The 13,750-nt window shown below is 71.6% G+C and carries 10 protein-coding genes; 6 read left to right on the forward strand and 4 right to left on the reverse strand.

Features of this window, described 5'->3' with window-relative positions; all coding sequences use genetic code 11:
- Window positions 1–220 precede the first annotated feature (220 nt).
- From JXZ78_RS25900 to JXZ78_RS25925, 6 genes are all read left to right on the forward strand, one after another.
- The gene (locus tag JXZ78_RS25900) at window positions 221–1,543 is read left to right on the forward strand and encodes a sensor histidine kinase (RefSeq protein WP_238783375.1); all 1,323 of its coding nucleotides are present in this window, start codon (window positions 221–223) and stop codon (window positions 1,541–1,543) included.
- Window positions 1,544–1,953: 410 nt separating this feature from the next.
- The gene (locus JXZ78_RS25905; protein WP_279634523.1) at window positions 1,954–2,613 is read left to right on the forward strand and encodes a LuxR C-terminal-related transcriptional regulator; all 660 of its coding nucleotides are present in this window, start codon (window positions 1,954–1,956) and stop codon (window positions 2,611–2,613) included.
- A gap of 274 nt (window positions 2,614–2,887) precedes the next feature.
- Complete coding sequence (locus JXZ78_RS25910; RefSeq protein WP_030022205.1) at window positions 2,888–4,921, forward strand: 2-oxoacid:acceptor oxidoreductase subunit alpha; 2,034 nt, start codon at window positions 2,888–2,890, stop codon at window positions 4,919–4,921.
- A complete protein-coding gene (locus JXZ78_RS25915) occupies window positions 4,914–6,008 on the forward strand; it encodes a 2-oxoacid:ferredoxin oxidoreductase subunit beta (protein ID WP_030022206.1) in 1,095 nt (364 codons plus the stop codon). Before JXZ78_RS25910 ends, JXZ78_RS25915 begins: the two co-directional genes overlap by 8 nt.
- Before the next feature lie 206 nt (window positions 6,009–6,214).
- Window positions 6,215–7,300 (forward strand): EamA family transporter RarD, encoded by a 1,086-nt coding sequence (rarD, locus tag JXZ78_RS25920; protein WP_030022208.1) that lies wholly within the window; start codon window positions 6,215–6,217, stop codon window positions 7,298–7,300.
- A gap of 129 nt (window positions 7,301–7,429) precedes the next feature.
- Window positions 7,430–8,833, forward strand: coding sequence for a M28 family metallopeptidase (locus tag JXZ78_RS25925; protein ID WP_238783376.1), 1,404 nt, complete (start codon window positions 7,430–7,432; stop codon window positions 8,831–8,833).
- A gap of 50 nt (window positions 8,834–8,883) precedes the next feature.
- On the opposite strand, the gene JXZ78_RS25930 is transcribed toward JXZ78_RS25925, so the two are convergent.
- From JXZ78_RS25930 to JXZ78_RS25945, 4 genes are all read right to left on the reverse strand, one after another.
- Window positions 8,884–9,846, reverse strand: a complete 963-nt coding sequence (locus JXZ78_RS25930; protein WP_030022210.1) for an ABC transporter permease — start codon at window positions 9,844–9,846, stop codon at window positions 8,884–8,886.
- A complete protein-coding gene (locus JXZ78_RS25935) occupies window positions 9,833–10,798 on the reverse strand; it encodes an ABC transporter ATP-binding protein (RefSeq protein WP_030022211.1) in 966 nt (321 codons plus the stop codon). The genes JXZ78_RS25930 and JXZ78_RS25935 overlap by 14 nt, the downstream gene beginning before the upstream one ends.
- A 109-nt stretch (window positions 10,799–10,907) precedes the next feature.
- On the reverse strand, window positions 10,908–12,230 hold the full coding sequence (locus JXZ78_RS25940; protein WP_030022212.1) for a LolA family protein: 1,323 nt from the start codon (window positions 12,228–12,230) through the stop codon (window positions 10,908–10,910).
- Between the two features lie 233 nt (window positions 12,231–12,463).
- Complete coding sequence (locus tag JXZ78_RS25945; protein WP_030022213.1) at window positions 12,464–13,477, reverse strand: polyprenyl synthetase family protein; 1,014 nt, start codon at window positions 13,475–13,477, stop codon at window positions 12,464–12,466.
- Window positions 13,478–13,750 lie beyond the last annotated feature (273 nt).

Below are 13,750 nucleotides of genomic sequence, written 5' to 3' on the forward strand. Positions count from 1 at the left end.
GAGGGACCGCGCCTCCGCCCGCCGAGGGGGGTGGGGAAAACCCCAGGGTGAAGACTGCGCTTTCCCTCATGGTGCGGAAGGCGCCGAGCGCGGAGTCTGGAGGTGGTCGACAGAGCCGGACGCAGCGGATCCGTCGACGCGGCAGCAGCTGGACGCTGCCGGAGGCAGCACGGCGCCGGCAGCAGGCCGACCCGGACCTGGCAGAACGGACGACGCGACCATGGACACCGCCTACGGACCCCACTCCCCCTCACCAGCAGCCTCGCGCGTGCCCATGGCGTTGCGAGCCCCGTTCGCGGGCCGTACCTGGCGGGAGTTCCTCTACCTCCTCCTGAGCCTCCCGGTGGCCTGCGTCATGTTCAGCTACGCCGTCACCATGATCTCGGTCGGTGCGGGCCTGCTGATCACGTTCCTGGGCATACCGGTGCTCGCGGCCGGACTGATCGGCTGCCGGGGGTTCGGAAACCTGGAGCGTGTCCGGGCGCGCGCCCTGCTGGATCTGGACGTGGAGCACCCGGCACCGGTGCGTGCCGCCAAGCCGGGGGTGATGAGCTGGGTCTGCGCGGTGCTCAAGAGCGGCGTCTCCTGGCGCCATCTCCTGTACTCGATACTCCACTTCCCCTGGGCGGCCTTCGCCTTCGTCTTCGCGGTGACGTTCTGGACGGTGGCCTGGTCCCTGTTCCTCTACCCGCTGTGGCAGTGGACGTTCCCCGCCTACCTCGACCAGCCGGGCATCCAGCTGTGGGGCAACGGCCGGGGAGACGGCCTCTACCTGGACTCCCCGACCGGCATGGCGACAGCCAGCGGACTCGGCCTGCTGCTGGTCCTGGCCGGACCGTGGGTCATACGCGGCCTGACGCACGTGGACCGCGTCCTGGTGCACGGACTGCTCGGTCCCTCCCTGCTCGCCACGCGCGTCTCGGAGCTGGAGACGGACCGCGGGGTGGTCGTGGACACCGCCGCCGCCGACCTGCGGCGTATCGAGCGGGACCTGCACGACGGCGCGCAGGCCCGGCTGGTGTCGCTGGCGATGGACCTGGGCCTGGCGAAGGAGAAGCTGGCGCAGGACCCGGAGGCCGCCGCGAAGATGGTGGGCGAGGCCCACGGCGAGGTGAAGATCGCCCTCCAGGAGCTGCGGGACCTCGCGCGCGGCATCCACCCGGCGATCCTCACGGACCGCGGGCTGGGCCCGGCCCTCACCTCGCTGGCGGGTCGCTGCACGGTACCGGTCAAGGTCTCCGTGGACCTCGGCCACCGCCCCGCCGCCGCCATCGAAGGCATCGCCTACTTCACCGTCTCCGAACTGCTCCAGAACGTCTCCAAGCACGCCCGGGCGAGCAGCGCCTCCGTGGACGTGTGGCAGGTGGCGGACCGGCTCATGGTGCTCGTCGCGGACGACGGGCAGGGGGGCGCGAGCACGGGGACCGGCAGCGGGCTGGCGGGCCTGGCCGAGCGGCTCAGCGCGGTCGACGGCCTCCTGGTCGTCGACTCCCCTCCGGGCGGCCCGACCACCATCACGGCGGACCTCCCCTGGCGCGCCTGACCCGGCCGCCCGGACCAGGCCGGGCCGGGCTGACCGTTCCACCTGCCCGCGCCCGGTCCACCTGAGTGGTCCGGGCGGTTCGGTCGGCCTGGGCAGCCCGACAGCCCGACAGCCCGACAGCCCGGCAGCCCGGCAGCCCGGCAGCCCGGCAGCCCGGACCGCAACTCGCCCCGGCCTTCAACCGCTCCCCCTCTCCTCCCCTCCCACCCCGTCCGGAATGGCATCCGTCACCGCCCGCCCCATCCGACGCAGCCCCTGGCCGATCCCGAATGACGCCCCGTCCCGTCCGGAGTCCCACCCGTCGATTCGGGGCGGCTGGGGGCGGCCGGGATCGGATGCTGGGATGCTGGGGGCGCAGCAGGGTGGGGACATATCAAGACGTGGGGGCGGGAAGAGTCGTGGAGGACAGGGTGCGGGTGGTCATCGCCGAGGACTCGGTGCTGCTTCGGGAGGGCCTGACCCGGTTGCTCACCGACCGTGGGCACGACGTCGTGGCGGGGGTGGGTGACGCCGAGGCGTTGCTCAAGGTCATCGGGGAGCTGGCGGCCGAGGACGAGCTGCCGGACGTGGTGGTGGCGGACGTACGGATGCCGCCGACGCACACGGACGAGGGGGTGCGGGCCGCGATCCGGCTGCGGCGCGATAACCCGGGGCTGGGGGTGCTGGTGCTGTCGCAGTACGTGGAGGAGCAGTACGCGACGGAATTGCTCGCGGGATCCAGTCACGGCGTCGGCTATCTCCTCAAGGACCGGGTAGCCGAAGTGCGGGAGTTCGTCGACGCGGTGGTCCGGGTCGCCGAGGGGGGCACCGCGCTGGACCCCGAAGTGGTCGCGCAGCTGCTCGGCCGCAGCCGTAAGCAGGACGTGCTGGCGAACCTCACGCCGCGGGAGCGGGAGGTCCTGGGGCTGATGGCCGAGGGGCGGACGAACTCCGCGATCGCACGGCAGCTGGTGGTGAGCGACGGTGCGGTGGAGAAGCACGTCAGCAACATTTTCCTCAAGCTGGGCCTGTCGCCGAGTGACGGGGATCACCGCCGGGTGCTGGCCGTCCTGCGGTATCTCGGTTCCTGAGAATCCGACACGCTGTCGGTCACGCAGGCTGCGGGCGGCCCCGGGGGGTGGCCGGGACCTGAGGAGTAGAACCAAAGGCCTAGGCGCGAGCGTCTTGGAGAAGGGGGCCGGGGGGCGGTTGTTTCATGACAATTCCTGACAGAGTGCTGTCTCATGTCCACGTCCATCATGTGATCGGCCCAGGGAAGGCGACCCTTACCCACGTACGATGTTCGTGGGACGACCGGTCGGCACGACGAGTCCCGAGCCACCGCCCCGAGGGAGGTCCGAAGCAGTGACCAGCCAGGTCAGCAGCCAAGCCGAGCAGGCCGACGGAGCGCTCACCCGGGAGCCGCAGGCTCCCGGGACCGGCGCCGACGGCGGGAAGAACGGCGGTACACACGGCGGTACAGACGGCGGTAAAAACGGCGGTAAAGAGGTACGTCGCCTGGACCGGGTGATCATCCGGTTCGCGGGCGACTCCGGTGACGGTATGCAGCTCACGGGCGACCGGTTCACCTCCGAGACGGCGACCTTCGGCAACGACCTGTCGACGCTGCCGAACTTCCCCGCCGAGATCCGGGCCCCCGCCGGCACCCTGCCGGGCGTCTCCAGCTTCCAGCTGCATTTCGCGGACCACGACATCCTCACCCCCGGCGACGCGCCCAACGTCCTGGTGGCGATGAACCCGGCCGCGCTGAAGGCGAACCTGGCGGACGTGCCGCGCGGCGCGGAGATCATCGTCAACACGGACGAGTTCACCAAGCGGCCGATGGCGAAGGTGGGCTACGACGTCAGCCCGCTGGAGGACGGGTCGCTGGAGGCGTACAACGTCCACCCGGTGCCGCTGACGACGCTGACGATCGAGGCGCTCAAGGAGTTCGGGCTCTCCCGCAAGGAGGCCGAGCGCTCCAAGAACATGTTCGCGCTGGGTCTGCTGTCGTGGATGTACCACCGGCCGACCGAGGGCACCGAAGCGTTCCTGCGGCAGAAGTTCGCCAAGAAGCCGGACATCGCCGAGGCGAACGTCGCCGCCTTCCGCGCGGGCTGGAACTTCGGCGAGACCACCGAGGACTTCGCGGTCTCCTACGAGGTCGCGCCGGCCACCCAGGCGTTCCCGACGGGGACGTACCGCAACATCTCCGGCAACCTGGCCCTGTCGTACGGCCTGATCGCCGCCGGGCAGCAGGCCGACCTGCCGCTCTACCTCGGCTCGTACCCGATCACGCCGGCCTCGGACATCCTGCACGAGCTGAGCAAGCACAAGAACTTCGGCGTGCGGACCTTCCAGGCCGAGGACGAGATCGCCGGCATCGGCGCGGCACTGGGCGCCGCCTTCGGCGGTGCGCTCGCGGTGACCACCACCTCGGGCCCCGGTGTGGCGCTGAAGTCGGAGACCATCGGACTCGCGGTCTCCCTCGAACTCCCGCTGGTCATCGTGGACATCCAGCGCGGCGGCCCGTCCACCGGCCTGCCCACCAAGACCGAGCAGGCCGACCTGCTCCAGGCGATGTACGGGCGCAACGGCGAGGCGCCGGTGCCGATCGTGGCGCCGAAGACGCCGGCCGACTGTTTCGACGCGGCGCTGGACGCGGCGCGCATCGCGCTGACGTACCGTACGCCGGTCTTCCTGCTGTCCGACGGCTACCTGGCCAACGGTTCCGAGCCGTGGCGCATCCCGGAGGTCGACGAACTGCCCGACCTGCGGGTGCAGTTCGCCTCCGGCGCGAACCACACGCTGGCGGACGGCACCGAGGTGTTCTGGCCGTACAAGCGCGACGAGCAGACCCTCGCCCGCCCGTGGGCGGTGCCCGGCACGCCCGGTCTGGAGCACCGGATCGGCGGCATCGAGAAGCAGGACGGCACGGGCAACATCTCCTACGACCCGGCCAACCACAACTTCATGGTGCGCACCCGCCAGGCGAAGATCGACGGCATCGAGGTCCCGGACCTGGAGGTCGACGACCCGACGGTGGAGGCGGCCGTCCACGACGGACAGGGTGCCGCCGCCGCGCAGGGCGCCGACACCCTCGTGCTGGGCTGGGGCTCGACGTACGGGCCGATCACCGCGGCCGTCCGGCGCGTGCGGCGGGACGGCGGGCGGGTGGCACAGGCCCATCTGCGCCATCTCAACCCCTTCCCGCGGAATCTCGGCGCGGTGCTGGCGCGTTACGACAAGGTGGTCGTACCGGAGATGAACCTCGGCCAGCTCGCGACACTGCTGCGGGCGAAGTACCTCGTCGACGCCCGCTCCTACACCCAGGTCAGCGGAATGCCGTTCAAGGCCGAGCAGCTTGCGGAGGTCTTTAAGGAGGCCATCAATGACTGAGACGATCGCGGAGGGGACCTCGTCGATCGAGGCGCTTTCGCTGGTGCCCAAGGCCGAGGCCAAGCAGTCCATGAAGGACTTCAAGTCCGACCAGGAAGTGCGCTGGTGCCCCGGCTGCGGTGATTACGCGGTTCTCGCCGCCGTGCAGGGCTTCATGCCCGAGCTCGGTCTGGCGAAGGAGAACATCGTCTTCGTCTCGGGCATCGGCTGCTCGTCCCGGTTCCCGTACTACATGAACACGTACGGGATGCACTCCATCCACGGCCGCGCCCCGGCCATCGCCTCCGGCCTGGCCTCCTCGCGCCGTGACCTGTCGGTGTGGGTCGTCACCGGTGACGGCGACGCGCTGTCCATCGGCGGCAACCACCTGATCCACGCGCTGCGCCGCAACGTCAACCTCAAGATCCTGCTGTTCAACAACCGGATCTACGGCCTGACCAAGGGCCAGTACAGCCCCACCTCCGAGGTCGGCAAGATCACGAAGTCGACCCCGATGGGCTCGCTGGACGCGCCCTTCAACCCGGTGTCGCTGGCCATCGGCGCCGAGGCGTCCTTCGTGGCCCGCACGGTCGACTCCGACCGCAAGCACCTGACCGGCGTGCTGCGCGCGGCCGCCGCCCACCCGGGCACGGCGCTGGTGGAGATCTACCAGAACTGCAACATCTTCAACGACGGCGCCTTCGAGGTCCTCAAGGACAAGCAGCAGGCCGAGGAAGCCGTGATCCGTCTGGAGCACGGGCAGCCGATCCGCTTCGGCGCGCTCGCCGAGGACGGCCTCGGTTCCAAGGGCGTGGTGCGGGATCCGGCCACCGGTGACCTGAAGGTCGTCGACGTGGCGACGGTGGGCGCGGACGCCGTGCTGGTCCACGACGCGCACCAGGCCTCGCCGACCACCGCGTTCGCCCTGTCCCGCCTCGCCGACCCGGACACGCTGCACCACACCCCCATCGGTGTGCTGCGCAACGTGGACCGCCCGGTGTACGACACGCTCATGGGTGAGCAGTTGGACACCGCCATCGAGCAGAAGGGCAAGGGCGATCTGGCCTCCCTGCTGGCCGGCAACGACACCTGGACGGTGGTCGGCTGAACCGCCGGTCACGGGCTTTCCGGTGCCCGTACGGAGCGTCTTCGGACGTCCCGTACGGGCACCGTCGTTTTCGTCCGCCGCGCACCGCCACCCGTCATGACCGTATCCCGGTACGGACATGACAGCCGGGCCGTCCGGCGTTACCTTCAGAACGCGACCCGCGCCACCGTCGGCGCAGATGGAGCAGCATTCCTCCGGAGGGCCCCTTGCAACCCCAGAATGAACAGCGCACTGGACTCGTCTACGGCACGGCCGCGTACGTGGTGTGGGGCCTGCTCCCGCTGTACTGGCACCTGCTCGGCGACCTGGCCCCCACCGAGATCCTGGCCCACCGGATGGTGTGGTCGCTGCCGGTCGCCGTCGTGATCCTGGCCGCGATACGCCGCTGGTCCTGGGTGCGGGAGCTGGTGCGGCAGCCCAAGCGGCTCGGCATGGTGCTGGTCTGCGCCGCGGTCATCTCCGTCAACTGGTTCCTGTACATCTGGGCGGTCAACGCCGGGCACGTGCTCGAAGCCAGCCTGGGCTACTTCATCAACCCGCTGGTCAGCATCGCCTTCGGTGTACTGGTGCTGCGTGAGCGGCTGCGGCCGCTGCAGTGGGCGGCCGTGGGCGTCGGTGCCGCCGCGGTGGTCGTGATGGCGGTGGCGTACGGCAAGGTGCCCTGGATCTCCCTGGCGCTGGCCCTCACGTTCGCCACGTACGGCCTGGTGAAGAAGGGCGTGAAGCTGGGCGGCATCGAGGGCTTCAGCGCCGAGACGGCGATGCAGTTCCTGCCTGCGCTCGGCATCCTGGCCTTCCTCGGCGCGCGCGGCGAGTCCGGGTTCCTGACCGGCGGAGTGGGGCAGACGCTGCTGCTCATGGGCTGTGGCGTGGCCACCGCGCTGCCGCTGATCGCCTTCGGCGCGGCGGCGGTGCGGCTGCCGCTGACCGTGCTCGGGATGCTCCAGTACCTCGCGCCGACCTTCCAGTTCGCGCTGGGCCTGCTGGTCTTCCACGAGGAGATGCCGGTGGAGCGCTGGGCGGGCTTCGGTCTCGTCTGGCTGGCGCTGGTGATGCTGACGTACGACGCGGCGCGCGCCGCCCGTTCCGCGCGTACGGCGCTGGCCACGGCCCGGAAGACGGCCCGGGAAGTGGTCGGGGAGACGGCCGCGGCCCTGACCCCGGCCACCGCGGCGCAGGCCCCGCAGCCCTCCCAGACGGCCGCCGCACGGCCCGCCCCGGCAGCCACCCCCGAACTCGCCCCGGCAGCCACCTCCGAACCCGTCCCGGAGCTGGGTGCCGCCAAGCGCTGATCCGCCGCAGAACGATATGCGGGTCGGGGTGTCCGGATTCCGCCTTGCCAGCGGAGCGCGGCGCACCGAGCATCAGCTTCGCGCCATGCACGGTCCGTTCACTCCACGTTCGGAATCCGGAGACCCCTCATGTCATGGAATGCCGCAAGGCCCTGCGCGACCAGGCGTTTTCGAAGATCTGGCCGCGGCGGCGGCCCTCGTCCCGGCGGCCTCGGGCTGACTGCCGCCGGTGCCGTACTCGGCCTGATCGTTGCGATACCCGGGGCGGCCGGTACGGCCACCGCCGCGCCTGCCGCCGCCCGCTCCGCCGCCCCCGCCGTCAGCACCGCCGCCGCCCCCGACCTGCCGGTGGCCAACGTCAAAGCGCACCTGAGCCAGCTCCAGTCGATCGCCACCGCCAACGGCGGCAACCGGGCCCACGGCCGGCCCGGCTACCGGGCCTCGCTCGACTACATCAAGGGCAAGCTGGACGCCGCGGGCTTCACCACCAGCGTGCAGCAGTTCACCACCGGCGGCACCACCGGCTACAACCTGATCGCCGACTGGCCCGGCGGCGACCCGAACCAGGTCCTGATGGCCGGCGCGCACCTGGACTCCGTCAGCGCGGGCCCCGGCATCAACGACAACGGCTCCGGCTCGGCCGCGGTCCTCGAAACCGCGCTGGCCGTCGCCCGCGCGGGCGCCAAGCCCGCCAAGCACCTGCGGTTCGGCTGGTGGGGCGCCGAGGAGCTGGGGATGCGCGGCTCGCAGTACTACGTGAGCCGGCTGGCCGCGACGGAGCGGTCGAAGTTCAGCGGCTACCTGAACTTCGACATGGTCGGCTCTCCGAACCCCGGCTACTTCGTCTACGACGACGACCGCGCCATCGAGGCCGTGTTCAAGGCGTACTACGCCTCGCTGAACGTCCCCACGGAGATCGAGACCGAGGGCGACGGCCGCAGCGACCACGCGCCGTTCAAGAACGTCGGCATCCCCGTGGGCGGCCTGTTCTCCGGCGCCGACTACACCAAGACGGCCGCGCAGGCGCAGAAGTGGGGCGGTACGGCGGGCCAGCCCTTCGACCGCTGCTACCACCGCTCCTGCGACACGTCGTCGAACATCAACGACACCGCCCTGGACCGCAACAGCGACGCCGTCGCCCACGCGGTGTGGACGCTGGGCGTCGGTACGACGACCCCGCCCGGCGGCACCGTCTTCGAGAACACCGACGACGTGCAGATCCCGGACGCGGGCGCCGCGGTGACCTCACCGGTGACGGTCTCCGGACGTACCGGCAACGCGCCGGCCACCCTCCAGGCCGGCGTGGACATCAAGCACAGCTACCGCGGTGACCTGGCCATCGACCTCGTGGGGCCGAGCGGGCAGGCGTACCGGCTGAAGAACTCCAGCGGTTCGGACTCGGCGCCGAACGTGATCACCACGTACACGGTCGACGCGTCCGCCGAGCCGGCCGACGGCACCTGGCAGCTGCGGGTGCAGGACCTCGGTCCGCAGGACACCGGCTACATCGACAGCTGGAAGCTCACCTTCTGACGGCCGGCCGCACCGTCGGGCCGTGACCGTACGGCGCGGGGCGGCGCGGCTCAGGCCGTGACGTCCCGCGCCGTGAAGCGCGCCCACGCGGCGGAGCCGAAGACCGCCGCGTACAGCGCCTGGAGGCCGAAGTTCTTCTGGAGCTGGTCCCAGTAGACGGGCTCGCGCAGCACGTCGGCGAAGGACAGCCAGTGGTGCGAGAAGAGGTACGGCTGGATCGCGTGCAGCTGCGGGATGTTGTCCAGGATCTGCACCACGATCAGCAGGCCGACGGTGGTGGCCATCGCCGCGATGCCGCTGTTGGTGAGCGTCGAGACGAACAGGCCGATCGCCGCCACGCCCACCAGGGACAGCGCCACGACGACCGCGATCGCCAGCGCCCGCAGCAGCCCCTCGCCGAACGGCACGCTCGTCCCGGACAGCAGCGTCACCTCGCCGACCGGGAACAGCAGCGCGCCGGTGACCAGCGCCGACACCGCCACCGCCAGCGTCGCCGCCAGGCAGAACGTCAGCGTCGTCGCGTACTTGACCAGCAGCAGCCGGGTCCGTCCGGCCGGGGCGACGAGCAGGTAGCGCAGCGTCCCGGCGTGCGCCTCGCCGGCGACGGAGTCCCCCGCGACCACGCCGACCGCGAGCGGCAGGAAGACCGGGAGGGTGACGGCGAGCGCGGTGAAGACCAGGAAGAGACCGTTGTTGGTGATCTGCGAGACGAACGCCGCGCCGCCGGAGCCGCCCGACCCGCCGCCCTCACCGCTCGTCTCGATCTTGACGGCGACACCGATCAGGACCGGTACGGCGGCGAGGACGGCGAGCAGCGCGAGGGTGCGCCAGCGCCGGAAGGTCGTGCCGATCTCGTTGCGCAGCAGGCCGAGCGACCACAGCGGCCGCGGCGCACGGCGTACGGCCGCGCTCCCGGCCCCCGCGCCCCCGGCGTGCCCGGAGAAACCCGCGCCCCCGGAAGAGCCCGCGCCCTCTGAAGCCTCCGCGCCCCCCGCCATCTCAACCCGCGACATCGAAACCCTCCCCGGTCAGCTGCACGAAGACGTCCTCCAGGGACGCCCGCTCCACGCCGAAGGCCCGTACGCGCACCCCGGCCCGTACGAGAGCGGCGTTGGCCTCCGCCAGGTCGGGCGGCCCGTCGTTCGGCGCCGGGAGTTCCCCGGTCACCCGCTCCTCCGCCGTCACGAGGTCGGTCACCCCGTGTTCCTTGAGCACCCGCACCGCGTCGGCGGTGTCGGGCGTGCCGACCGCCAGCCGCCCCCGCGTGCCCGCGGACAGCGCGGCGACCGTGCCCTGGGTGACGAGCCGGCCGCGGGCCATCACGGCGGCGTGCGTGCAGACCTGCTCGATCTCGTCGAGGAGGTGCGACGAGAGGAAGACGGTGGTGCCGTCGCCCGCCAGTTCCCTGACGAGCGAGCGGATCTCGCGCATGCCCTGCGGGTCCAGGCCGTTGGTCGGCTCGTCCAGCACGAGGAGTTCCCGGGGCTGCAGAAGCGCCGCGGCCAGCCCCAGCCGCTGCTTCATGCCGAGCGAGTAGGCGCGTGCCTTCTTGCGGGCGGCGGCGGCCAGCCCGACCCGTTCCAGCGCGTGGTCCACGCGGTGGGCGCGGGTGCGGGGGTCCGTGGCCGGGTCGGCCGCGTCGTACCGGACCAGGTTGTCCCGCCCGCTGAGGAAGCCGTACAGGGCCGGTCCCTCGATGAGGGCGCCGACCCTGGGGAGCACCCGGCGGGCGGCCCGCGGCATCGGCTCGCCGAGCAGCCGGGCGCTGCCCGCCGACGGCTCGATCAGGCCGAGCAGCATGCGGATGGTGGTGGTCTTGCCCGAGCCGTTGGGCCCGAGGAAGCCGAAGACGCTGCCGCGCGGTACCGCGAGGTCGAGCCGGTCGACGGCGAGTTGTCCGCCGCGGTAGGTCTTCGTCAGCCCCCGGGTCTCGATCACCCGGTCACCGGCGGACGGCTGCGTCATCGGTCCCCCATGTGGTCACACCTGTGGTCGCCCGCTGTGGGCGCGGCCGGTCGCGCCGCGGTCCCGGGCGCGGGGCAAGACCGTGCGGCCCCGCCCCGCGCCCCGACCGTCACTTGGCGGACTCGGCCGCCTTGATCAGGGACTCCTTGTCCACGGCACCGGCGTAGACCGAGCCGTCGTCCGTCACCAGGGCGTTGACCAGGCGGGTGCTGAAGAGCCGGCCGGAGCCGAACTTTCCGTCCACCTTCTCGCCCAGGCTGTCCAGCAGCTTGGCCGCGTCACCGGACGCACCCTTGCCGTTGGCCGAGGAGAGACCGGAGCCGGCGCCCTTGACGTGGGCGATCGAGGTCCAGCCGGAGCCGATGACGTCGACGCCGCCCTTGCCCTTCGCGGCGTTCTTGCCGCTCAGGCCGTACTGCCCCAGGATGCCCTGGAGGTCCTCGGCCGTCCGCTCGCCCTTGGCACGCTGCTCCGCGCGGGCCTTGTCGCCGTCCACGACCTCGGCGCCCTTCGGCGGCTTGAAGTCGAAGGTGCCGGCCGCGGGCTTGGCGAAGTCGACGGAGGTGAAGCCCACGTCGATCGCGGCGGCGCCGCCGCCCTTGGGCGTGAGCGTGAACTTCAGCGGTACGCCGGTCTCGGCGTCCACCGAGATCCGGATCGAGTCGACCGTGGAGCCGGCCTGCTTCGGCTTGACCGAGAGCTGGTACGCGTCCCGTCCGGCCACCTTGGCCGTGCCGTCGACGGTCACCGAGGTGCTGTCGCCGACCGCGTCGAGCGCCTTCTTGGCCAGCTCCTGCGGGGTGGCGTTCTTCAGGTCGCCGGCCTTGCCGGAGCCGTCCGTACCGTGCTTCCCGTGCTTGCCGTCCTTGCCCGCTCCGGCCGGGATGGTGCTGTGGTACGCGGTGTTGCTCTTGCTGTCGTAGCCCCAGACGTCACGGCCGTTGTGCACGAGGTTGTACTCGGCGGCCTTGCCGACGACCGAGACCCGCTGCTTGTCCGGCCCGTCGGCGGCGACGCGCAGCGTGTGCGAGCCGGACGCCAGGTCCATCAGCTGGTTCTGCGGGCTCGCGGAGGCGCCCTTGCCGTCCTTGTCGCCCGTACCGCTGCCGCCCTGGCCCGAGGAGCCGCCGCCGAACGCACCGGCGCCGGCGCCCGACAGGGACGGCAGTCCCAGGTCGGTGTTCGTACGGACCGTGCCGGACAGCTGCTGCACGTCCGACGCGGCGACCTTGGCTATCAAGTCCTGCGCGGAGATCTTTGGCAGGTCCGGTGAGCCGGAGCCGGCGAACGCCGGGACCAGCCCGATCGAGGCCGCGGTGAGGCCCACGACGGCGGCCGGGACGGCGTACCGCATCATTCTGCGGCGCTTCGCGGAGCGCCCCCCGTCCCCGTCCCATTCGTCGGTGACCTGTGCCGGTTGGTTCCGTGGCATGTGCCTTACCTCCGTCGTAAGCGGCGGCCTGCTGCGCGACGCACTCGTCCCACTCCCGGGCTCATTGTGACCCGTTCCGCCGCGGCGTGGTGTTCTCCATCCCACCAAACCGGCCAGCCGGACGCGTCAGCCCCGGGGGCCAACTCGCGTACTCCCGTGGGTGGAGCTGCCACGGCCGCGCGGGGGAACCGGTATGACCAAAGACAGAGACGGACCCTAGGGGTTACCGAAGGTCACCCCGCCCGGTGCACCACCGAGTCGCACAGCCCTTCCAGCGCGGCCTTCGCCATGCACTCCGGCAGCGGCGCCAGGGTGGCCCGCGCCTCCTCGGCGTAGCGCACCGTGTCGCGGCGGGCCTGCTCCAGCGCCGGGTGGGCGCGCAGCCCGGCCAGCGCCTCGGCGTGCCGGGCGTCGTCGGTCAGGTCGCCGGCCAGCAGGTCGCGCAGCTCGCGGTCCTTGTCGGTGCCGTGTGCGCCGTCGGCCAGGGCGCGCAGGTGCAGGACGGGCAGGGTCGGGATGCCCTCGCGCAGGTCCGTGCCGGGCGTCTTGCCGGACTCGCGGGAGTCGCTGGCGATGTCCAGGACGTCGTCGGCGAGCTGGAAGGCGGTGCCGAGACGTTCGCCGTACTGGGTCAGGATGTTGACGGTCGTCTCGTCGGCGCCGGACATCATCGCGCCGAAGCGGCCCGCGACGGCGATCAGCGAGCCGGTCTTGCCCGCGATCACGTCCAGGTAGTGGTCGATCGGATCGCGGCCGTCCCGCGGACCCGCCGTCTCCAGGATCTGGCCGGTCACCAGGCGTTCGAACGCCTCGGCCTGGATACGGACGGCCTCCGGACCGAGGTCGGCCAGTATGTGCGAGGCGCGCGCGAAGAGGAAGTCGCCGGTCAGCACGGCCACCGAGTTGCCCCAGCGGGCGTTGGCGCTGGCCACCCCGCGGCGCACGTCCGCCTCGTCCATGACGTCGTCGTGGTACAGCGTCGCCAGGTGCGTCAGCTCCACGACGACGGCCGAGGGGACGACGCCCGGTGTGTGCGGGTCGCCGAACTGCGCGGCGAGCATCACCAGCAGCGGCCGGAACCGCTTGCCACCTGCGCGGACGAGGTGCTGCGCGGCCTCGGTGATGAACGGCACGTCGCTCTTGGTGGCCTCCAGCAGGCCCTCCTCGACAGCCGCCAACCCGGCCTGGACATCGGCCTCAAGAGCCTGGTCCCGCACGCTCAGCCCGAAGGGCCCGACGACGGTCACGAGGGGTACTCCTGTCTGCTGACGATCAAACGGATTGTCGATCTGTCGCTGTCTCCACCATTGGCCAGCGTATCCGGTCGCTGTTGGATCACCGTGAGCGCCCGCCCCTCCGAGACGCTCGAACGGTGTGCGAGCCCGTTCGACACCCGCCCGCGTCCGCATGGCGAACACGTTTCTCGCACCTCGGACACCGGTGGATTCCGGACAGGACGGCGCACCCCGGCCACTTCGCGGCGGGGTGCTCGTCAGCCCTTCCGGGCAGGCATCCGCTCG

Origin of the sequence: Streptomyces monomycini (assembly GCF_022271435.1) — a bacterium.
In the GTDB taxonomy this organism is placed as follows: Bacteria; Actinomycetota; Actinomycetes; order Streptomycetales; family Streptomycetaceae; genus Streptomyces; species Streptomyces monomycini.